Here is a 20146-nt window from a genome sequence, read left to right as displayed (position 1 = left end):
CGGTCAGTCGGCCGGGGCCGCGGGTGCCGCCGGGGCCGGGGCCTGCGGCTGGATCGGTACCGCCGGGTCCTGCCCGGGCAGCGGCTCGGCGGGCTGGGTCACGTCGGCCCGGCCCCCCGAGACGAGCTCGACCAGCTCGACGCCGCCGTTGAGGGTCAGCATCACGACCACCAGCGCCACCGAGGCGACGGCTGCCGCGGTGAGCCCGCGCTGCGCGGACCCGCTGGTGACCAGCCGGCCCCGGCTGGTCTCCACCACCCAGGCGCGGGCGGCGAACGCCGCCAGCATCAGGCCGAAGGCGAGCCAGGTCAGGAGGAATCCGTTCACGGGTTCGGCACCTCCCCGCCGGCCGCCGGGGCCGGAGCCGTCGCCGGTGCCGGGACGCCCGGCGCCGGGGGCGGCTCGTTGCGCACCAGGATGGCGTCGAAGCCGCTCTCGTAGGTCGCGCGGTACTGGCCCGACGCGATGAGCTGGTTGCGGATCTCGATCGTCCAGCCCGGCTCACGGTCGTTCAGCACGACGCCCTGCTTCTCGATCGCCGGGTAGAACAGGAGCGTCTGCGGCTGGACCTGGTCGATGCAGCGGAACGGGTCCGCGGCGAGGACCGCGCAGCCCTGACCGCCCGAGGCCATGTTGTTGTTCTCGCCGACGCCCTCCAGGGCGTACGGCCCGACCGTGGACAACGGCTGCACCGTCGCCCCGGGCGGCGCCTCGGCGTAGGCCTTGCGGGTCATCTGGACGTCCTCGGTGGTGACGTCGGTGTAGGCCTCGTTGCCGCCGCGGATGAAGATCAGCAGACCGAAGACGACCACCATCCCCACCGCGAGCAGCCGTTCGCGCTTGCGGTCGACGCGGGCGAAGGCCCGCAGCGCGTCGACGGCCAGGATCGACAGGATCGGCAGACCGTAGAGCAGCACGCGCAGGAGCAGCTCGCCGCCGTAGCTCTGCACGACCGCCATCCCCATCGGGATGATCGCCAGCAGGATCGGTACGAGGTCGCGGCGGCGGCGCCAGTAGACCCAGGCCCCGGCGAAGCCGAGGACGTAGGTCAGGCCGGTCATCGCGACCCGGAACCCCTTGCCGACCAGCTGGCCCGTGTCGCCCTGGAAGCGGTCGGCGACACCGGCCTGCAGCGCGCTGCCGTCGTCGCCACTACCGATGATCATGCTGATCTGGTTCATCCAGAAGTCGCGGGCGCCGATCAGCACGAACACCGTCACCGCCGCGATCGCGACGACCACCAGCCCCCGGCCGCGGAACCGGCCCACGACCGCCAGCACGGCCAGCTGGCCGATGATCGCGAACGGGGTCAGCTGGTGGGCCGGGGCGACGGCGATGACGCACAGCGCCGCGCAGAAGTAGATCAGCAGCAGCTGCCGGGCGGGCAGCGTCGGTGTGTTCGGCGGGGTCAGCGCCGACACCAGCCAGCGCCGCCACCGGGGCAGCGGTGGCGCCCCGCGGTGCGCCCGGGGCCAGCCCGGGACCCCGGCGTTGTCGACGCGGCGGGTCGCCAGCGGGCCCAGCGCGAAGGTCAGCACCGTCAGCAGCAGCACGATCGCGGTCGCCTGCGGGGAGAAGTAGTCCTGCTCGATCCAGTTCAGGCCGATGAACAGCCAGGCCGCCACCCACGGCGCACGGGTGCCCCCGAGCATCGAACGGGCCAGGGCGTAGACGCCGATCGCCCACACCGCGGTGACCGCGGGCGGGTACCAGCGCAGGATCGTGTCGAGCTGGTCGGCGCCGGCGGCGTCGCGGATCCACGCCCACTGGGCGAAGAACGCGGGCCAGTAGAACCGCGCGTCCACGCCGGTGGGCGGGACGCCGTTGTTGGCGGAGACCGCGTCGACGAAACCGGAGATCAGCCAGGCGGTGGTGAACCGGGCCTGGGGCTGCACGACCGAGGGCAGACCGGTGGAGCACAGCAGCAGCACCCCCGTCGCGGCACCCAGCATCGGGATGCGCGGGCGGCGCGACCAGAGCTCGACCAGGCAGGCGCCGATCGCGAGCAGCAGCGCCAGCCACGCGAACGGGCTCAGCGCCGGGGCCAGGCCCCAGCCGCCCAGGTCGGACAGGTCGGTCGTCGCGGCGGCGACAGGCAGCAGCAGCACCGCGAGCACGGCCAGGACCGGGGCGCCCCAGACCCACAGCGGGGACAGCGGCTCGGCGGTCTCGGGTGCGGGCGGCGGGGGCGGCGGCGGGCCGTCACCGGGCGGACGCGGGACCGGGCCGCGGACGGCCATGGTCGGCGAGTCCGGGCCCGGTGGCGTGACGAACTGGGTCCGCTCGCTCGCGCTCTCTTCCGCGACGCGGGTCCGCGCGACGGCGGGCTCCTCGCCGCGGTGGCCGCGGGTGGACGGGTCGGGGCCGCCCGTCCGGCGGGTCTCCGACGTCACGACTTCACCTCCGGTGTGCTCCGGCGGTTCCACGCCGGGACGAATCTGAGTGCCAGCGCGCAGAGGATCTGCGCGCCGACGTAGCCGAGGACGACCGGCAGCATGGTCATGCTGACCGATGCGGTTCCGGGGTCCGGCAGCGGGACCAGACCGGCGAAGACCACGACCAGGCCGGTGTTGAGCAGCTGGATCTTCGCGTAGCCCATCCCGTCGCCGTCGGCCTGGCGGCGGGCGAGCTCGAACACGACGATCAGCCGGAAGAACAGGCCGCCCATGAGCACGGCCAGCGCCGGGGCGCCCGGCGCGTAGCCCTCACCGAGCAGCGACAGCACGGGGTAGCCCAGTGCCGCGCCCAGCCCGAGCGCCGGGACGAACAGCAGGAGCATCCGGCGCCGGGCGACGCGGGCGAACTCCTCGGCGCGGTGCGGCTCCCGGGCGGTCTGCACGGTCAGCGAGTTGGTGAAGAACGTCGCGGCCAGGTCGATGACGGTCACCGCCTGCCAGCAGATGAAGAAGACCGCGCCGATCTCGTTGCCCATCCGGAAGTTCGCGAACAGCGGGACCTGGTTGTAGAGCAGCGCGTTGCCGCACTGCGCCAGCGCGGTCGGCGCCAGGAACGCGATCATCTCCGGGCGCGACGGCAGCGTGCCCGGCCCACCGGCGCGGGCGAAGCGCCGCACCATGAACCACAGCAGCACGGTGCCCGCGGCGATCCACAGCACGACCGGGATCGCCCAGGACAGCACCAGCGCCTCGGACGCGAGCGTGCTGCCCAGCGCCAGCAGCAGCACGATCCGGGTCACCGCGAAGGTGCCGTTGCGCCACACCGCCACCCACGGCCGCCCGATGGCGACCATGACGAAGTCGTGGACGACGAACACGCACCAGCCGGCGCAGGTCAGGACCAGGACGACCAGTCCCCAGCCGAACGAGCCGCCACCCGCGGCCTCCGCGACCCGGGGCACGAGCGTGCCGTAGACCAGGCCGATCAGCCCGGACAGCGGCATGATCAGCAGCAGCGAGCCGAACGTGAGCCGGACCGACTTCCGGCCGGCCCCGGGGAGCCAGCGCAGCAGCGCCAGCCCCAGGTTGAGCTGGGCGACGCCGCCGATCAGCTGGAAGGCCGACACGAACTCCGAGGCCCGGCCGACCTCGGCCTGCGGCATGATCCGGGTCGCGATCAGGACGCCGAGCAGCCCGGCGACCGAGCCGAAGCCCGAGCACAGGGTCAGGGCGATGCCGTCGCCGACGCCGCCGTTGCGGTCCGGGACCTGCTCACCGTCCCCACCGCCGCCGTCTCCGCCGCCCGGTCCGGGCGGTGGGGTGGGCGGCGGGGTCGGCGGGTTCTCGCCGGGCCCGCGCAGCCCGACCAACGGCGGCAGGTACTCGGTGTGCTGCTCGGCGTTGCGGCGCGAGTGCGCCCGGGCGTGGGCGATGGCGAGACGCTGCGTCGGGGCGTCCGGGTCGACGCCCGTCGCCTGCGGTCCGGGGAGGGGGCCGGGACCGGGCGTGCCCGCGGCGGGGCGGGGACGCGCCGGCCCGACCGGCCTCACCGGGAGGTCCCGCTCACTGGGCCACCACGGCGTGGCGCAGCAGGAACGGGACCGACAGGAGTGTGACGACGAACAGGGCGACGCTCGGGTACCAGAGCCCCAGGCTGACCATGAGCTGGCCGCCGATCAGGGTGACGGCGGTACCGACCCCCAGAGTCAGCAGCCAGACGTGCGCGGCGGGCGCGCGGCGCAGGAAGCCCGCGGCGGCCCAGCCGGGACCGAGCAGCAGGAAGCCGATGGTGACCAGCAGCCGGAACTCGCCCAGTGCGCCCCCGCTGACCCCGGCGATGCTCAGTCCGCAGGCGATGACGCCGGCGGCGACGAGCAGGATCGCCACGTACCGCCGCGCGGTCCTCGCGCGGGTCAGCTCTGCTGCGGACTGCACGCCCACCGCGGCTCACTCCTCTTCACTGGTGGTTCTCCCGGCGCCACGCCCCTCGTGGGGCGTGGGCCGGTGGGACACGGACCGGCCCGATCCGGTCCCGGGCGCTCAGGACGCCTCTTCCCCCCATGCGTACCGCACACCGGTCCGCTCGGGACGGGCGGACCCGTCGCGCTCGGCGCCGACGGGGCGCTGCTCGCGGGCGACCGGTGACGGGACCGGCTGCTGCGGGGCGGGCCGGCCCGCACCGGGCTGGGGCTGCGGGGCCGGACGCGACGGCTGCTGCGGGCGCTGCGGGGCCGGGGCGTCGGCGTGCGGCCGCGGGGCCGGGCGCTGCGGCTGCGCCGCCGGGACGGCACGGTCCGGCACCGCAGGCGGCACCGGAGCCGTGGCCGGGGTGGCGGGCACCGCCGGGTGCCCGGCGGGCGGGACGACCGCGGCGGGGCCGGGGACGGCCGTGCCGGTCGCGGCGGGCCGGTCGTCGCGACCGGCACGACGCCGCTCGGCGGCGAGGGTCCGCAGGACGCGGGTGCCGTCGGCGAAGGTGCGCAGGTTCGTCTCGCCGAACATCCGCTCCTTCTCCACCGAGGGGACCTCGGTGATCGACAGAGCGGCGGCGGCGACGCGGCAGTTCAGAACCGTCTCGATCTCGAACCCGTCGCCCCAGTACATCCCGCCGTCCGGGTGCGGCGGCATGTCGACCGCGGGCAGCTCCAGCAGCGGCAGGATGTCGGCCCAGAAGGCGTTGTAGCCGTAGCAGAGGTCGCTGTAGCGGGTCCCGAACAGCGTGTTCGCGATCAGGTTCAGACCGGCGTTGCCACCCTTGCGGAGCAACGTGATGTCGTCGCTGCCGCCCCCCTTGGTGAACCGGCTGCCCTTCGCGAAGTCGGCGCCCTCGACGAGCGCGGCGACGAAGCGCGGGATCTCCTGCGGGTCGGCCGAGCCGTCCGCGTCGAACATGACGATGGCGTCGCCGGTGGCCGCGGCGAACCCGCAGGCCATCGCGTTGCCCTTGCCCTTGCGGGTCTGGCGGACGATCCGGACGCCGGGCAGGACACGGCGTGCGGTCTCGACGGTGCCGTCCTTGGAGTCGCCGTCGACGACGATCACCTCGTACACGGCGGGACGCACGGCCGCGACGGCCGGCAGGACCACCTCGAGGTTCCGTGCCTCGTTGCGGGTCGGCACGATCACCGACACCCTCGGTTGGTTCGGACGACGTGGTCCGTGGTCAGGGCGCTTGTTCACCGGTCTCTCCCCCGAATCGATCGGTCCTGGCGCGCGGTTGGCGAGCAGTGCGTGTCCAGTCGTGACGACGATGCCGACCTCGACCGGATCCGTTACCCCACAACGGGGGTCATCCGGCATATCTCCGGCGCCGTCGGTCGCGTTACGTGACCCGAACCGCATCGGGTGTCGCCCGGACGACGCAAGGCCTCCGGGCTCCGTCGCCACGGCGTGGACCGACCACGCGAACACGACGACGGATACTACGGACGTCGTCCGGGCCGCCGCGGCGCGGGACCGGCCCTGCAGGGCCCCGGCCGACGAGCGGTGATCGTCGGGCGGCGAACGGCGGTACCCCCGGGCCCGCGATCGCGGTACGTACCCGTTGCGTCCCGATGGTCCCGGTCGGACGTCGCTCGTCCGCGCCGCCGTCCGGCCCGCCGACCGGGGCGGGTAGCGTGGGTCGCCGCCTGCTCGTCCGATCCGTTCCACCCCTGCGAGGTACCCGATGAGGCCCGGCGGCTTTGTGCCCAGCGTGTCCGTCTGCATCCCGGTCTACAACGGCGAGGCCTATCTCGCCGAGACCATCCGCAGCGTGCTGGAGCAGACCTGGCGGGACTTCGAGCTCGTCGTGCTGGAGAACGGCAGCACCGACGCGAGCTGGGAGATCGCGACCTCGTTCCACGATCCGCGGGTCCGGGTCGAGCGCAACCGGTCGACCCTGCCGCAGGGCGACAACTGGAACCGCGCCGTCGAGCTGTGCCGTGCATCGCTGGTGAAGCTGGTCTGCGCCGACGACCTGCTGCACCCGCGCTGCCTGGAGCTGCAGGTGCCGCCGATGCGCGACGACCCGTCGCTGGCGGTGGTGGCCTCGCGCCGGCACATGATCGACGAGCAGAGCAGGGTCATCGTCCCGCGCCGCGGTCTCGGCGGCGGCCTGGTCGGGCTGCACTCGGGCAGCGAGGTCGCGCGCCGGGTCATCCGCAACGGCGCGAACCCGATCGGCGAGCCGGGCAACGTCCTGTTCCGGCGCGAGCAGTTCGTCACCGCGGGCGGGTGGCGCCCGGAGCGGCGCTTCATCATGGACCTCGACCTCTGGATGCGCCTGCTCCAGTACGGCGACTTCCTCGGCGTGCCGGAGACCCTGGCCGCGTTCCGGATCGCCCGAGGCTCGGTCTCCTCGGAGTTCGAGCAGCAGATCTCCGAGGAGCAGCAGCTGCTGTTCGACGAGCTGGGCGACTCCGGGGTGTTCGACGTCCGCCCGGTCGACGTGCGGATCGGCCGGCTCGCCCTGCCGCTGGGCCGGGCCCGGCGCAAGGCGCTGTTCAAGGTCTCGCGGATCGCCGCTCGCAAGGACGACAAGCTGATCGCCGAGCGCGACGAGGCCGCGGCGGCCGACGCCCGCTGACCGCGGGCGCCCGACCGCGGGCCGCCCGGACGGACGGCATCCCGGACTCTCCGATCGGCGAGGCCGATACCGGACATCCGGGACATGCAGTCGTCTATCTACTGCCAGGTCTGTGCGGCAGCACTGTCGTCGCGTTGAATTCCCTCACCCGGCCGGGTGGCGGCCGGTACGACCGGTGAGGGGGCGCGATGCAGACGCACGCGGTCGCCATGCACATGAGCGACGGACTGGTGAACGGCCCGACGGCGCTGCTGTTCGCCGTCGTCGCGGTGATCGCGCTGACGGTCGCCGTCCTGCGCGCCCGCGCGGACCTCGACGATCGCACCGCGCCGATGGCCGGACTGGTCACGGCGTTCGTCTTCGCCGTCCAGATGATCAACTTCCCGATCCTGCCCGGGGCCAGCGGGCACCTGCTGGGCGGGGCGCTCGTCGCGATCCTGGTCGGCCCGTGGGTGGGCATGATCGCGATCTCGATCGTGCTGGTCGTGCAGGCGCTGCTGTTCGCCGACGGCGGCATCACCGCGCTGGGCCTCAACATCACGAACATGGCCGTGATCGGGGTGGTCGTCGGCTGGCTGGTGGCGCGCTCGCTGCGCCGGTTCGCGGCGCGTTCCCGCGGCGGGCTGGTCGCCGTCGCCTTCGTCGCCGCCCTGCTCAACACCGTCGTCGCCGCGATGGGCTTCGTCCTGGAGTACGCGATCGGCGGCGCCGGCGGCGCGACCCTCGGCACGGTGTTCGTGCTGATGGGCGGGCTGCACGTGCTGATCGGCATCGGGGAGGGCGTGATCACCGCGGCCACCGTGGGCGCGGTGGCCTCCGCCCGGCCGGACCTGGTGTACCTGCTGCGCGGCACCGGGCGCCCGCTGGCCCGCCGCTCGAGTTCCGAGGAGGGTGCGCGATGAACGCCACCGACCGCCGTCGCCCGCTGCTGTTCTTCGCCGGGTTCCTGATCGTGTCCCTGGTCGTGGCCGGGCTGGTCTCCTCCTTCGCCTCCCCCGACCCCGACGGCCTGGACACCGTCGCCCGGGACGGCTGCACCGCCGTCGCGACCCCGGACGGCGGGGAGCGGCTGGAGGGCACCTGCATCGCGGCCCACGAGAGCGACCACGCCATGGCGTCGAGCCCGCTCGCCGGGTACTCGGTCGTGGGCGGCGAGGGCACCACCGGCGTCGCCGGGGTGGCCGGGGTGCTGGTGACGGTCGTCGTCGCGGGCGGGGTGTTCCTGCTGCTGCGCCGCCGGGACGGCTGATGGGCGCCGGGCACTCGCACCCGCTGTACCTGCACCGCGACTCCCCCGTCCACCGGCTCCCACCCGAGGTGAAGGTCGTCTCGGCGCTGCTGGTGGTGGTCTGCGTGGTCGCGACCCCGCGCGAGGCGTTCGCGGTGTTCGGCGGGTTCGCGCTGCTGCTCGCCGCGGTGTGGGGCCTGGCCGGGGTGCGCCCGGGCTGGATCCTGCGGCGCTCGGTGATCGAGCTGCCGTTCGTGGTGCTCGCGGTGCTGCTGCCGTTCACCGGCCCGGCTCCGACGCTGGACTGGCTCGGCCTCACGCTGTCCCAGCCGGGGCTGCTCGGGGCGTGGAACATCCTCGTCAAGGGCACCCTGGGCGTCCTGACCTCGCTGACCCTCGCCGCGACGACGCCGATGCGCGACCTCCTCGTCGGTCTGCAGCGCCTGCACGCCCCGGCGATCGTCACCACCATCGCCACCCTGATGCTGCGCTACGCCGACGTGATCACCGGCGAGGCCCGCCGGATGCGGCTGTCCCGGATCTCCCGCGGCCACGACCCGCGGTTCCTGTGGCAGGCCGGGGCGACCGCCCGCGGGATCGGCTCGCTGTTCGTGCGGTCCTACGAGCGCGGCGAGCGGGTGCACCTGGCGATGCTGTCGCGCGGCTGGACCGGCACCATGCCGCCGTCGGGCGACGTCGCGACCACTTCGCGGCAGTGGCTGGCCGGGCTGACCGTGGCCGGGGTCGCGGTGCTGCTGGCCGGGTCGGGCTGGGTGGCCGCATGAGCCCGCCGTCGCTGCGGCTGACCGACCTCGCCTTCGCCTATCCCGACGGCCACCAGGCGCTGTTCGGCGTCGACCTGACGATCGCCCCCGGCGAGCGGGTCGCGCTGCTCGGCCCGAACGGCGCCGGGAAGACCACCCTGGTGCTGCACCTCAACGGGATCCTCGGCGGCACCGGGGACGGCGCGGCGGGCACCGTCGAGGTCGGCGGGCTCCGGGTGGAGAAGCGGCACCTGCGCGAGATCCGTCGCCGGGTCGGGATCGTCTTCCAGGACCCCGACGACCAGCTGTTCATGCCGACCGTCGCCGAGGACGTGGCGTTCGGCCCGGCGAACTTCGGGCTGCGCGGGCCCGCGCTGCGCGAGCGGGTCGACGAGGCCCTGGCCGCGGTGGGGATGGCCGACGCCGCCGACCGGTCCCCGCTGCACCTGTCCGGCGGACAGCGCCGCCGGGTCGCCCTGGCCACGGTGCTGGCGTGCGACCCGGAGATCCTGGTGCTCGACGAGCCGTCGTCGAACCTGGACCCGGTGGCCCGCCGCGAGCTGGCCGAGGTACTGCTGGGGCTGGGCCGGACCATGCTCATGGTCACCCACGACCTGCCCTACGCGCTGCAGCTGTGCCCGCGCAGCGTCGTGCTGGACGGGGGGACCGTCGTCGCCGACGGGCCGACCCGCGACCTGCTGGCCGACGCCGAGCTGCTCGCCCGGCACCGCCTGGAGCTGCCGTACGGCTTCGTGCTCGCCCGGCCGTGACTCGTGGCCCCGGCCCACCCTGCGGCGCAGCACGAGCACCGCCGGCAGGATCACGGCCAGGGACGCCGAGGCGACGAGCTCCATCGGCGTCGGTCGTGCCGGGTCGACCTGCGTGCTCGGCACGCTGCGGCGGACGACCTGCACTCGGCCCCACGGAACAGGAGCTCCTCGGCGAACCCGACCAGGGGGGTGGCGACCGGCAGGGCCCCGGTGAAGGTCAGGGCCCGGGCGGTCGTCGCCCGGAGCCGCGCCCGCGTGGCCGGGTGTCGAGGCCGTGACCACTGTCGGTCCCCTTCGCGCCCGGCTGGTCGAGCCGTCGCACGCGACACCGCCCCACCCGGCGAGCCGGATGGGGCGGGGCGGTCACCGTAGGAGGTGACGTGCGGCCGAGGGGGGTCAGCCGCGCTGTTCCTGGCCGTTCGGGTGGCCCTGCACCACGCCCGGGCCGCCGATGCCGGGGACCTCGCGGGAGGCCTCCAGCTGGGCCGGGGCCACACCGCTGCCGCCGTTGCCGGCCTCGGTGCCGGGGACCGGCGGGACCTCCGAGCCCACCGGCGGGACCTCCTGCTGGGCCGCCGCGGTGGCCGCCGCGACCTGCTTGGCGATCTCCGGGTCGGACGAGGTGTCGAACCAGTCCTCGACGCCGTCGTCCTCGGCGGGCCTGGAGACGGTGCCGTCGTCCGGGCTGGGCTCGTAGCGGAAGACGCCGTCCTCGCCGGGCGCACCCAGCATCCGGGTGAAGCCCTCCAGTGCCTTCCCGAAGTCGGACGGGACGACCCACAGCTTGCTGGCCTCGCCCTCGGCCATCTGCGGCAGCGTCTGCAGGTACTCGTAGGCGAGCAGCTCCGGGGTGGGCTTGCCGGCCTTGATCGCGGCGAACTTCTTCTCGATCGCCTTCGACTCACCCTGCGCCTCGAGGTACAGCGCGGCCCGGCGGCCCTGCGCCCGCAGGATCTCCGACTGCCGCTCGGCCTCGGCGGCGAGGATGGCGGCCTGCTTGGCGCCCTCCGCGGTGAGGATCTGGGACTGCTTGTTGCCCTCGGCGCTGCGGATGGCCGACTCCCGCTGGCCCTCCGCGGTGAGGATCATGGCCCGCTTCTCGCGGTCGGCCTTCATCTGCTGTTCCATCGAGTTCTGGATCGAGGGCGGCGGGTCGATCGCCTTGATCTCGACCCGGGCGACCCGGATGCCCCAGCGCTCGGTGGCCTCGTCCAGCTCGCCGCGCAGCGCCGTGTTGATCCGGTCCCGCGAGGTCAGCGTCTGCTCCAGGGTCATGCCACCGACCACGTTGCGCAGCGTCGTGGTGGTGATCTGCTCGACACCGGCGATGTAGTTGGCGATCTCGTAGACCGCGGCCTTGGCGTCGTTGACCTTGAAGTACACGACCGTGTCGATGTTGACGGTCAGGTTGTCCTGCGTGATGACCGGCTGCGGCGGGAACGACACGACCTGCTCACGCAGGTCGACCCGCTCGCGGGTGCGGTCGACGAACGGCACCAGGATGGCGGGGCCGCCCTCCCGGATGCTGTGGTAGCGGCCCAGCCGTTCGATGATGTAGGCCCACTCCTGCGGGACGATGACGACCGACTTGACGACGATCGTCACGACCAGCACGAGCAGGACGATGCCGATGATGAACTCGGCGCCCATGTGCTCTCCCCTCCTGCGCGCCGGAGAACCGGCGCCCGTGTCGCCCCGGAGTCCCCGGGGCGTCGTGCCGTCCCACCGCGGTGGCGGGTCAGGACGGCGGTAGCTCCCCCCGACCGGTGACGAGCACGGCCGCCCCGGTCACCTGCAGGATCGTGACGGTGGCACCGGCCTCGAGGACCTCCACCCCGTCCATCGACCGCGCCGACCACACCTCGCGTCCGATCCGCACCTGCCCGCGCTCGCCGTCGACACGCTGCACGACCTCGGCGGAGGCGCCGACGAACCGGTCCTGGTGGCGTTCGAGCGTGCCCATGTGCTCGGCCAGCCTGCGTTTCGCCACCGGTCGCACGGCCAGCAGCAGCAGTACCGCGACGGCGCCGCCCACACCGGCGGCCGGCAGGAGCGTCAACCCGAGTGCCGCCCCGGCCGCCGCGGCGAGCGCTCCGCCGCCGAGCATGACGAGGAACAGCTCCCCGGACACGACCTCGCTGCCGATCAGTACGAGACCGATGAGCAGCCAGATCAGTGCCGGATCCATGGCTCCAGGGTGCCAGAATGTCCGTTTCCCCGTCGGCGTTTCGTCGGGATGCTCCACACCGGTCGACCAGATCGTTACCGGTCCGTGCCGGAGTTCGCCCGCCGAGTCGGGGTCAGGCCCCCTCGGCGGTGACGAAGTCGATGAGGCGCTCGACCGCGCCGATCATCGGGGTCTCCAGGTCGCGGTAGCTGCGGACGGCCCCGAGCACCCGGCGGGCACCGTCGGCGGGCTCGCCCCACCGCAGTGCCGCGCAGACCCCGGTCTTCCAGTCGGTGCCGCGCGGGACCACCGGCCACTCGCGGATCCCGACGACCGAGGGCTTCACGGCCTGCCAGACGTCGACGTAGGGGTGGCCGGTGACCAGCACGCATCGCTGGGCGTCGCGGGTGGCGCGGTAGGCCTCGCGGGCCTGCCGGGTCTCCTTGGTGCCCTCGACCAGGTGGTCGACGAGGATGCCGAGGCGCCGGTGCGGTCCCGGGTCGAAGTCGCGGACGGCCGCGGCCAGGTCGTCGACGCCGTGCAGCGGCTCGACGACGACGCCCTCGACCCGCAGGTCGTGGCCCCACACCCGTTCGACGAGCGCGGCGTCGTGCAGTCCCTCGACCCAGATCCGGGCGGCGCGCGCGGTGCGTGCCGTCAGGTTCGCGACGTGCACCGAGCCCGACGCGGACAGCGTGCGGCCCGCGGGGGCGGCCCGCGGCCGGACCAGCGTCGCGGGGCGGCCCTCGTACAGGAAGCCGGCGGGGCGCAGCGGGAAGATCCGCCGGCCGCCGAAGCGGTCCTCGAGCGTCACCTCCGAGGCGGTGACGGTCACCACGGCGCCGCAGAACCCGCTGGCCGGGTCCTCGACGACCAGGCCCGGCTCGGCGGCGACCTCGGTCACCCGGCTCTCCCGCGGCGCACGGGTCCCCGCGGTGTCGAACATGCCCCGGTAGTCGTGGGTCCGGCTCATGGTGAGCCAGTATCGGTCGACGCCGGTCGGTGACCGGGTCACGACACGCCCACACTCCGGTGGTCACGCTCAGCGTGAACCTCGTAGCGCTGCGTCACCCACGTGCCGGGTGTGCGACGCGGGACGGGCCGTTAGCCTGACCGCCGTGTCCTGTGCCTCCACGACCTTCGCCGTGTGGGCCTCGGCCTGGCTGGCCGGGTCCGCCGCACCCGACGACGTCCTCGACGCGCTCGCGCCGTGGTCGGAGGCGCACGACGTGCTCGCCGCCGACGACGTCACCGCCGCCACGACCGGACTGCCCGGCCCCGGGTCGGCGCCGACCTCGACGGCGATGCTGCTCGCCGCCGTCCGCCGCGGCGCCCCGCGCGGACAGGCCCGGCTGGTGCTGCCGGCCCCCGGGGACGTGCGCGGCCTGCCCGGCCCGGGCCCGTTCTCCGACGCCGCGATCACCGCGGGCGAGGGTGTGCTGTTCGCCGACGCCGGGTTCGGCGTCGTGCCGTCGCCGATCGCCGACGGGGTGGTCCGCTGGACCGCGCACGCCGTCGCCGACCCCGGCCCGGTCCCCGAGTACGTGGCACTGAACGAGGCCGAGCGGGAGCTGCGCGGCCAGGTGCGGGCCGCCGCCGCGGCCCTGACCGACCTGGGTGTGGCCCGGCACCGGCCCGGCGTGCGCGAGGAGATCGCGGCCTGGCTGCGCCGCCGCCCGCACGCGCTGTGGCCCGGCGGGATGCCCCCGCAGGCGCTGCGGGTGCTGCAGCAGGCCGACGAGGTCGACGCGATCCTGTCCGCCGCCTCCGGCGACGAGCCCGGCGGTGCGCTGTCGGCGTCGGCGGCCGTCGCCCGCTCCGACGCGCTGCGCCCCATCGCCACCGCGGTGCGGGTCGCGCGGCGCGCCGCCGTCGCCGAGGCCGTCCGGGTCCTGGTGTCGGTCCCCCGCTGATCCCGCGCCGGGCGCTACCGGAGCAGGGACTCCAGCAGCGCCCGCGCCGCCGGCCCGCCGGGCCCGCCCGAGCGCCACACCAGGTGCAGCCGGGTCCGGACCTCCGGGGTGATCGGCACCGCGACGGGCGGCCGGGCCAGCGCCGCAACCCCGGCCGCGCCGAGCGCCGGTTCCGGGACCACCGCCACCCCCGCCCCGCGCGCGGCCAGGCGCAGCAGCAGCGTCATCGCGCCGGACTCGAACCCCACCCGCGCGGTGAGCGACCGGGCCGCCAGCGCCGCGTCCAGCGCGGCACGCAGGCCGTGCCCGCGGGGCAGGCAGATCAGCGGCCGGGCCGCGAGGTCCTCCAGGCTCACCGCGGCCCGCCCGGCGAACGGGTCGTCCGCCGCGACCGCCGCGACCAGCGGGGACTCGACCAGCACCCGCCCGTCGAGGCCGTCGGGCGGGGCGTGCGGGAACCCCAGCACGGCGACGTCGAGCCGCCCGGCCCGCAGCTCGTCGACCAGCTCGTCGGTCGTCCCCTCCCGCAGGGTCACCTCCAGCTGCGGGTGTGCGGCGGCGAAGTCGCCGACCGGGTCGGCGAGCACGGTGTCGGGCAGCGACGTGGCCATGCCGACCGCGACCCGGCCGCGCAGCAGCCCGCGCAGCGCGGCGACGGCGTCGCGCGCGTCCTCCACGGCGGCGAGCGCAGCGCGGGCGTGCGGCAGGACCGCCCGGCCGGCCTCGGTCGGGGTGACCGCGCGCGGGCCGCGTTCGACCAGCGGTGCGCCGAGCTCGCGTTCCAGCTGCCGCAGCTGCGCGCTCACCCCGGGCTGCGCGACGTGCAGCGCCGCGGCGGCCGCGGTGACGGTCCCCGAGTCGACGACCGCGACCAGGTAGCGCAGGTGCCGTAATTCCATAACCAGAGATGCTAACCGGTAGACGATCCATCTCTTCGACTTCTGCCGCTGCCGGGCCCAGGCTCGGTGCCATGACCAGCACACGCAGCTTCCAGACCGGGATCACCCACCGTCCGTCGGCCGTCGTGGCCGCCACCGGCGCGCACGACGTCGTCGCCGCGCTGGCGCGGGCCGGCCGCGACGGCCTCACCGTCACCGTGCACTCCACCGGGCACGGCCTGCGCCACCCGTGCGAGGGCGGCCTGCTGATCGACACCGCGGCGATGGCCGGGGTGACGGTCGACCCGGGTACCCGCACCGCCCGCGCCGGGGCCGGTGCGACCTGGGGCGACGTCGTCGCCGCGGCCGCGCCGCACGGGTTGCGCCCGCCGCACGGCAGCGCACCGTCGGTCGGTGTCGCCGGGTACCTGTCCGGCGGCGGGCTCGGCCTCACCGTCCGCGCCGACGGCTGGGCCGCCGACCACGTCCACGCCGTCGAGCTCGCCCGCGCCGGCGGCACCGTCCGGGTGTCCGCGGCGTCCGACCCGCGCTACTTCGCGCGGCTGCGCGGCACCGGCCCCGACGACGGCGACGTCGTCACCGCGGTCGTCGTCGGGCTGCTCGGCTCCGACGGCCTGGTCGGCGGCGGCCTCGTCCGCGTCCTCGGCGCCGCCGACTCCCCCGGCGACCCGGCCGCCCTGCACGCCTGGGCGGACTGGACCGCGACCCTGCCCGACGACGTCACCTCCGGCGTGTCCGTGGTCCCCTACCCCGACCTGCCGTTCCTGCCCGCCCACCTGCGCGGACGCCGCGTCCTGCGGGTCGGGGTCGTCGGCACCGGCGGACCCGGCCGCACCGACGCGCTGCTCGCACCGCTGCGCGCCGCCGTCGCCTGGGACGACGACACCGTCGCCCCGCTGGACCCGCGCGAATCCGCCCGGGTGTACGCCGAGCCGGAGTTCCCGCACGCCTACCTCGGCGACGACCTGCTCGTCGACGGGCTCGACCCCGACGGCCTCGACCGGGTCGTCTCCCGCACCGGGCCGATGGTCGTGACCGGGATCCGGCACCTCGGCGGCGCGGCCGGGCGGGCCCCGGCCGTCGCCGACACCGTCCGCGGCCGCGACGCCGCCCACTGCGTGAACGTCCTGGCCCCGTTCGGCGACGACGCCGTCCCCGCGCCGGTCGCCTGGCGGGAGGTCGACCACGTCCTGGACGGGTTCGCCGCACGCGCGACCCGCGAGCGGTCGCACCCGGCGTTCCGGTTCGGGCCGCCCCGCCCGGACGCCGGCTGAGCCCGTGCCCCGCCCCGGGTCAGACCGGCGGGGACAACCCGGCGTCGTGCACCAGCAGCGCCACCTGGACCCGGTTGTTCAGGTCGAGCTTGGTCAGGATCGCCGAGACGTGGGTCTTCACCGTCGCCACGCTGATGTGGTTCCGGGCGGCGATCTCGGCGTTGGACCGGCCCGCGCCGAGGTCGAGGGCGATGGTGCGCTCCCGCTCGGCGAGGCGCTCCAGCCGTCGCCGGGCCGCGGTCCGGGTGCTGTCCCGGTCGGTCTCGGCGACCCGGTCGATGAGCCGGCGGGTCACCTCCGGCGAGAGCACCGGGCGGCCCGCGGCGGCGTGCCGGACGGCGAGGACGAGCTCGTCGGGCGGGGTGTCCTTCAGCAGGAACCCGGCGGCCCCGGCCCGCAGCGCCCGCAGCACGTGGGCGTCGGCGTCGAAGGTGGTGAGCACGACGACCTGGGGAGCGCCGGGGCGGCGGCGCAGCGTCTCGGTGGCGGTGAGCCCGTCGGTGCCCGGCATCCGGATGTCCATCAGCACCACGTCGGGCCGGTGCCGCTCGGCCAGCGCGATCCCCTCGGCGCCGTCCCCGGCCTCGGCGACGACGGTCAGGCCGTCGGCGCCGCGCAGCATCATCGACAGTCCGAAGCGGACGACCGGGTCGTCGTCGACGAGGAGCACCGCGACGGGGTCGGAGCTGGTCACGACGGCCACGGTAGCCGCATCCCGGTCCGCCACCCGCCGTCCGGGGTCGGGCCGTGGTCCAGCCGGCCCCCGACGAGCGTCGCCCGCTCGGCCAGCCCCCGCAGCCCCTGCCCGGCGCCCGGCCGGTCGGCGCGGGCGGGCCGGACCGGTGCCGGGTTCGCCACCTCGACGACGAGCCCGTCCCCGGCCCCGCCGGTCACCGTCACCGTGACCGGGGCACCCGGCGCGTACGTGCGCGCGTTGGTGAGGGCCTCCTGCACCAGCCGGTAGGCGGTGCGCCCCGCGGTCTCGGGCACCGGGTGCTCCCCGGTGGTGACGCCGGGGCCGTCGTGCAGGACGACCGCGGTCCCGGTCCGGCGGGTCTCCTCGATCAGCTCCCCGACGTCGGTGATCCCGGGCAGCGGCAGCTCCCCCACCGGCGCCCGGAGCACCCCGATGACCTCGCGCAGGTCCTGCAGCGCGCGGTGGGCGTTCTCCCGCACGACCTCCGCGGCCCGCGCGGTCTCCTCCGCCGGCGCGTCGCGGTGGAACGCCAGCGCCCCCGCGTGCACGCTGAGCAGCGACAGCCGGTGCCCGAGCACGTCGTGCATCTCCCGGGCCAGCGCCTCCCGGGCCTCGTGCGCGGTGCGCTCGGCCCGCAGCGCCGCCGCGGACTCGGCCATCGCGGCCCGCTCCCGCAGCGATGCGACCAGCAGCAGGCGGCTGCGCACGAGCAGCCCCCAGCCGAACACCGCCGCGTGCACGGCCACGACCGCCCCGACCAGCAGCCACAGCGGGGCCTCCGGCGCGGGGCGCCAGGAGTAGTACACCGCGAACGACGCGAAGCTGCCCAGGAACACCACGGCCGACACCCGGGCCGGGCGGCGGGCGGCGACCGCGAACAGCGCGACCAGCCCCGGGACCGACGCGACCTCCGAGAACGTGCACAGCACGACGATGCCCACGGCCACCGGCAGCGGGTGCCGGCGCCGCCACCACAGCGCGACGCAGGCGAGCATCCCCGCCGCGACGTCGACACCCAGCAGCACCTCGGGCCCGTCCGGCGACGCCACCACCCGCAACCGGGCCATGAGCAGCCCGATCAGGGCCGTCACCACGACCACCAGGCCGTCGACGACCCACCGCCGGTACGTCGCGACATCGGTCATGCCGCCGAGGCTAGGGCCCGTCCCGGCGCGGACGCCTCCGTCCGGCGGCCCGGACGCACTCATCCTTCGGACGGACCCCGACCGGGCAGGACACTCCTCCGGACCGATCCGGACGGCCGGGTGGCCGCCGCAGCATCGACCGCATGCCCGCCCCGTACCGACGCCTCCGACCGCTCGCCGTGCTCGCCGCCGCCGTCGCACTGGCCCTCACCGGCTGCGCCGCGGCCGTACCCGCCGCACCCGCCGTCCCGCCGCCCGACCCGGTCACCTGGACCGGGTGCGGCCCCGGCCTGGAGTGCGGCACCCTCGAGGTCCCCCAGGAGTACACCGACCCCGGCGGCCCCCGCGTCGCCCTCGCGGTGATGCGCCACCGCGCCACCGACCCGCAGCGCCGGATCGGCACCCTGTTCTTCAACCCGGGTGGGCCCGGGGTCGCCGCGACCGACACGCTGCGCGCGATGCCCGCCACCCCGGGGGCCCCGGGCACGTTCGGACCGGACGTGCTGGCGCGCTTCGACGTCGTCGCGATGGACCCGCGCGGCGTCGGCGCCTCGTCGGGGGTGCGCTGCCGCACCGACGCCGAGCGCGCCGAGGCCGCCGCGAGCACCGCCGCCGACCCCGCGCTCCCCGGCGGCGCCCCGCTGCCCACCCTGCTCGCCGAGGCGACGGCGCTGGCCGAGGGCTGCGCGGCGCACCAGGCCCCGGCGTTCCTGGCGAGCCTGTCCACCGACAACGTCGCCCGCGACCTCGACCGGCTGCGCGCCGCGTTGGGCGAGGAGACGATCACCTACTACGGCATCTCCTACGGCACCGTCGTCGGCCCGATGTACGCCACCCTGTTCCCGGACCGGGTCCGGCAGATGGTCCTCGACGCACCCGTCGACACCACGCTGTGGACCGGGGACCCCCTGGAGTTCCTCGACGAGGTCGCCGTCGCGAGCGAGCGGACCCTCGACGCCTGGTTCGACGCCTGCCGCACGGAGGGCACCGCGGTCTGCCCGGTCGGCGACGGCGACCCGGCCGCCGCGTTCGACGCACTCGTCGCCGGTCTGGAACGGCGCCCCGCCCCGGCCCGGGCGGTGGAGGGCCTCGCCCCGGCCGGCGTCGTCGACGGCGCGATGCTGCTGGAGACCGCCCGCGGCGCGGCGGGCGACCGGACCCTGTGGCCGGTGCTCACGACGGCGCTGGCGACCGCGCAGCAGGGCGACGGCACCCTCGCCCACCTGCTGTACCGCAACCTGACGGTCTCGCCGTTCGGTGTCCCGACCGCGACGCAGGAGCAGCACACCGCGGTGCGCTGCGCGGACTGGACCACCCCGGCCGACGTCGCCGCGCACACCGCGGCCGCCGAGCGGGCGGTCGGGCACGCACCGCGGATCGGCACCCGCGCCGCCTACAGCGCGCTGGCCTGCGCGGTGTGGCCCGCGCCGAACACCGACCGGGTCATCGCGCCGCTGACCGGCGCGGGCGCCCCGCCGACGCTGGTGGTCGGCGGCCGCCTCGACCCGGTCACCCCCCACACCTGGGCCGAGCGGACGGCCGACACCCTGGAGCAGGCGGTCCTGCTGACCCGCGAGGGTGTCGGGCACGGCTCGTACGGCACCGACCCCTGCGTCGACGCCGCGGTGGAGGCCACGCTGCTCGACACCACGCTGCCGGCGGCGGGCACCGTGTGCACACCGCCGCAGGCCACCACCCGTCCCGGGGCGGTGCCGGGCGGCTGAGATCAGCCGTGCGCGAGCAGCTTGACCACGATGACGAGTGCACCGAGCCCGACGAGCGCGACGACCAGCAGCACCCGTCGCCACCACGACAGCGGGGTCCGCCGGGCCGCGAGCACGGCGAACAGGGCCAGCACCAGCACCGTCACCCCGGTCGCGAGCTCCAGCGCGGTGGTCAGCTCCAGCAGCCCGGCCGCGGCGGCGGCGAGCAGCACCACCGGCGCGGCGGAGGCCTGGAGGATCTGCCCCGAGCTGCGCAGTGCGGCGACGAGCTCGTGGCCGCGGGGCCCCTGTCCGTGCACGGCGAGGTGGGCGACGACGTCGGAGAGCAGGCTCGCCGCCCACAGGGCGCCCGCGGCCACCACGACGTCGACGATCGCGGACCCGGCCGAGGAGCCCCCGCCGCCGTGGCCGAGCAGGACCAGCAGGGTCGACAGGCAGGACAGGGTGCCGTAGAGCCGCTCCCGCAGCACCGTCACCACGACCGGGGCGGGAGCCTCGCCGTCGGGGCGGCGACGGGAGGGGACACGGGAGGTCATGGCGCCGAGCGTGCCAGGCCGCAACGACGGCGGGTCACCACGGCCGCAGCCCCGGCGACGGTTCGC

At 75.6% G+C, this 20146-nt stretch carries 20 protein-coding genes; 8 read left to right on the top strand and 12 right to left on the bottom strand.

What is annotated here, in order from left to right; translation table 11 throughout:
- Positions 1-3 precede the first annotated feature (3 nt).
- From WHI96_RS04095 to WHI96_RS04075, 5 genes are all read right to left on the bottom strand, one after another.
- Positions 4-327: a hypothetical protein gene (locus tag WHI96_RS04095; protein WP_345650602.1), complete on the bottom strand. Its 324-nt coding sequence runs from the start codon at positions 325-327 to the stop codon at positions 4-6.
- Positions 324-2393: a hypothetical protein gene (locus WHI96_RS04090; RefSeq protein ID WP_345650600.1), complete on the bottom strand. Its 2070-nt coding sequence runs from the start codon at positions 2391-2393 to the stop codon at positions 324-326. The genes WHI96_RS04095 and WHI96_RS04090 overlap by 4 nt, the downstream gene beginning before the upstream one ends.
- Positions 2390-3946 carry a lipopolysaccharide biosynthesis protein gene (locus WHI96_RS04085; RefSeq protein WP_345650597.1) on the bottom strand — a complete coding sequence of 519 codons (1557 nt, stop codon included), beginning with the start codon at positions 3944-3946 and terminating at the stop codon, positions 2390-2392. The genes WHI96_RS04090 and WHI96_RS04085 overlap by 4 nt, the downstream gene beginning before the upstream one ends.
- Positions 3947-3959: 13 nt before the next feature.
- A complete protein-coding gene (locus tag WHI96_RS04080; RefSeq protein ID WP_345650594.1) occupies positions 3960-4337 on the bottom strand; it encodes a hypothetical protein in 378 nt (125 codons plus the stop codon).
- 99 nt (positions 4338-4436) lie between these two features.
- Positions 4437-5522: a glycosyltransferase family 2 protein gene (locus WHI96_RS04075; protein WP_349302343.1), complete on the bottom strand. Its 1086-nt coding sequence runs from the start codon at positions 5520-5522 to the stop codon at positions 4437-4439.
- Positions 5523-6081: 559 nt separating this feature from the next.
- Between WHI96_RS04075 and WHI96_RS04070 the strand changes: the two genes are divergently transcribed.
- The 5 genes from WHI96_RS04070 to WHI96_RS04050 all read left to right on the top strand — a co-directional run bounded on the left by WHI96_RS04070 (position 6082) and on the right by WHI96_RS04050 (position 9725).
- Positions 6082-6963 carry a glycosyltransferase family 2 protein gene (locus WHI96_RS04070; RefSeq protein ID WP_345647265.1) on the top strand — a complete coding sequence of 294 codons (882 nt, stop codon included), beginning with the start codon at positions 6082-6084 and terminating at the stop codon, positions 6961-6963.
- 188 nt (positions 6964-7151) lie between these two features.
- The gene (locus tag WHI96_RS04065) at positions 7152-7865 is read left to right on the top strand and encodes an energy-coupling factor ABC transporter permease (RefSeq protein WP_345647262.1); all 714 of its coding nucleotides are present in this window, start codon (positions 7152-7154) and stop codon (positions 7863-7865) included.
- Positions 7862-8212 carry a PDGLE domain-containing protein gene (locus tag WHI96_RS04060; protein WP_345647259.1) on the top strand — a complete coding sequence of 117 codons (351 nt, stop codon included), beginning with the start codon at positions 7862-7864 and terminating at the stop codon, positions 8210-8212. The genes WHI96_RS04065 and WHI96_RS04060 overlap by 4 nt, the downstream gene beginning before the upstream one ends.
- The gene (cbiQ, locus tag WHI96_RS04055; RefSeq protein WP_345647256.1) at positions 8212-8976 is read left to right on the top strand and encodes a cobalt ECF transporter T component CbiQ; all 765 of its coding nucleotides are present in this window, start codon (positions 8212-8214) and stop codon (positions 8974-8976) included. Before WHI96_RS04060 ends, cbiQ begins: the two co-directional genes overlap by 1 nt.
- Positions 8973-9725 (top strand): energy-coupling factor ABC transporter ATP-binding protein, encoded by a 753-nt coding sequence (locus WHI96_RS04050; protein ID WP_345647254.1) that lies wholly within the window; start codon positions 8973-8975, stop codon positions 9723-9725. The genes cbiQ and WHI96_RS04050 overlap by 4 nt, the downstream gene beginning before the upstream one ends.
- Before the next feature lie 396 nt (positions 9726-10121).
- Here WHI96_RS04050 and WHI96_RS04045 read toward each other — a convergent pair whose 3' ends face one another.
- From WHI96_RS04045 to WHI96_RS04035, 3 genes are all read right to left on the bottom strand, one after another.
- A complete protein-coding gene (locus WHI96_RS04045) occupies positions 10122-11375 on the bottom strand; it encodes an SPFH domain-containing protein (protein ID WP_345647251.1) in 1254 nt (417 codons plus the stop codon).
- Between the two features lie 88 nt (positions 11376-11463).
- On the bottom strand, positions 11464-11913 hold the full coding sequence (locus tag WHI96_RS04040; protein ID WP_208820850.1) for an NfeD family protein: 450 nt from the start codon (positions 11911-11913) through the stop codon (positions 11464-11466).
- 112 nt (positions 11914-12025) lie between these two features.
- On the bottom strand, positions 12026-12865 hold the full coding sequence (locus WHI96_RS04035; RefSeq protein WP_345647247.1) for a DUF3097 domain-containing protein: 840 nt from the start codon (positions 12863-12865) through the stop codon (positions 12026-12028).
- 145 nt (positions 12866-13010) lie between these two features.
- Between WHI96_RS04035 and WHI96_RS04030 the strand changes: the two genes are divergently transcribed.
- Entirely contained in the window at positions 13011-13805 is a 795-nt protein-coding gene (locus WHI96_RS04030) for an Rv1486c family protein (RefSeq protein ID WP_345647244.1), read from the top strand.
- Between the two features lie 14 nt (positions 13806-13819).
- Here the strand turns inward: WHI96_RS04030 and WHI96_RS04025 are convergent, their stop codons facing one another.
- Positions 13820-14704 (bottom strand): LysR family transcriptional regulator, encoded by an 885-nt coding sequence (locus WHI96_RS04025; RefSeq protein WP_345647241.1) that lies wholly within the window; start codon positions 14702-14704, stop codon positions 13820-13822.
- Positions 14705-14775: 71 nt separating this feature from the next.
- On the opposite strand from WHI96_RS04025, the gene WHI96_RS04020 reads away from it, so the two are divergent.
- Entirely contained in the window at positions 14776-15978 is a 1203-nt protein-coding gene (locus WHI96_RS04020) for an FAD-binding oxidoreductase (protein ID WP_345647238.1), read from the top strand.
- A gap of 19 nt (positions 15979-15997) precedes the next feature.
- On the opposite strand, the gene WHI96_RS04015 is transcribed toward WHI96_RS04020, so the two are convergent.
- Complete coding sequence (locus tag WHI96_RS04015) at positions 15998-16672, bottom strand: response regulator (protein WP_425571627.1); 675 nt, start codon at positions 16670-16672, stop codon at positions 15998-16000.
- Positions 16669-17820, bottom strand: coding sequence for a sensor histidine kinase (locus WHI96_RS04010; RefSeq protein ID WP_345647232.1), 1152 nt, complete (start codon positions 17818-17820; stop codon positions 16669-16671). Before WHI96_RS04010 ends, WHI96_RS04015 begins: the two co-directional genes overlap by 4 nt.
- A gap of 143 nt (positions 17821-17963) precedes the next feature.
- Here WHI96_RS04010 and WHI96_RS04005 point away from each other — a divergent pair, with 143 nt between their 5' ends.
- Positions 17964-19544, top strand: coding sequence for an alpha/beta fold hydrolase (locus WHI96_RS04005; RefSeq protein WP_345647229.1), 1581 nt, complete (start codon positions 17964-17966; stop codon positions 19542-19544).
- 2 nt (positions 19545-19546) lie between these two features.
- Here WHI96_RS04005 and WHI96_RS04000 read toward each other — a convergent pair whose 3' ends face one another.
- Positions 19547-20080: a hypothetical protein gene (locus WHI96_RS04000; protein WP_345647226.1), complete on the bottom strand. Its 534-nt coding sequence runs from the start codon at positions 20078-20080 to the stop codon at positions 19547-19549.
- Positions 20081-20146 lie beyond the last annotated feature (66 nt).

Origin of the sequence: Pseudonocardia tropica, assembly GCF_040105315.1 — a bacterium.
In the GTDB taxonomy this organism is placed as follows: Bacteria; Actinomycetota; Actinomycetes; order Mycobacteriales; family Pseudonocardiaceae; genus Pseudonocardia; species Pseudonocardia alni.
This window is presented reverse-complemented; position numbering and strand designations above follow the sequence as displayed.

Excerpts from the sequence above, each read along its gene's own strand:
- WHI96_RS04040 (WP_208820850.1), bottom strand. The coding sequence starts at position 11,913 with ATGGATCCGGCACTGATCTGGCTGCTCATCGGTCTCGTACTGATCGGC.
- WHI96_RS04025 (WP_345647241.1), bottom strand. The coding sequence starts at position 14,704 with ATGGAATTACGGCACCTGCGCTACCTGGTCGCGGTCGTCGACTCGGGG.
- WHI96_RS04020 (WP_345647238.1), top strand. The coding sequence starts at position 14,776 with ATGACCAGCACACGCAGCTTCCAGACCGGGATCACCCACCGTCCGTCG.
- WHI96_RS04045 (WP_345647251.1), bottom strand. The coding sequence starts at position 11,375 with ATGGGCGCCGAGTTCATCATCGGCATCGTCCTGCTCGTGCTGGTCGTG.
- WHI96_RS04035 (WP_345647247.1), bottom strand. The coding sequence starts at position 12,865 with ATGAGCCGGACCCACGACTACCGGGGCATGTTCGACACCGCGGGGACC.
- WHI96_RS04060 (WP_345647259.1), top strand. The coding sequence starts at position 7,862 with ATGAACGCCACCGACCGCCGTCGCCCGCTGCTGTTCTTCGCCGGGTTC.
- WHI96_RS04000 (WP_345647226.1), bottom strand. The coding sequence starts at position 20,080 with ATGACCTCCCGTGTCCCCTCCCGTCGCCGCCCCGACGGCGAGGCTCCC.
- WHI96_RS04050 (WP_345647254.1), top strand. The coding sequence starts at position 8,973 with ATGAGCCCGCCGTCGCTGCGGCTGACCGACCTCGCCTTCGCCTATCCC.
- WHI96_RS04010 (WP_345647232.1), bottom strand. The coding sequence starts at position 17,820 with ATGACCGATGTCGCGACGTACCGGCGGTGGGTCGTCGACGGCCTGGTG.
- cbiQ (WP_345647256.1), top strand. The coding sequence starts at position 8,212 with ATGGGCGCCGGGCACTCGCACCCGCTGTACCTGCACCGCGACTCCCCC.
- WHI96_RS04005 (WP_345647229.1), top strand. The coding sequence starts at position 17,964 with ATGCCCGCCCCGTACCGACGCCTCCGACCGCTCGCCGTGCTCGCCGCC.
- WHI96_RS04065 (WP_345647262.1), top strand. The coding sequence starts at position 7,152 with ATGCAGACGCACGCGGTCGCCATGCACATGAGCGACGGACTGGTGAAC.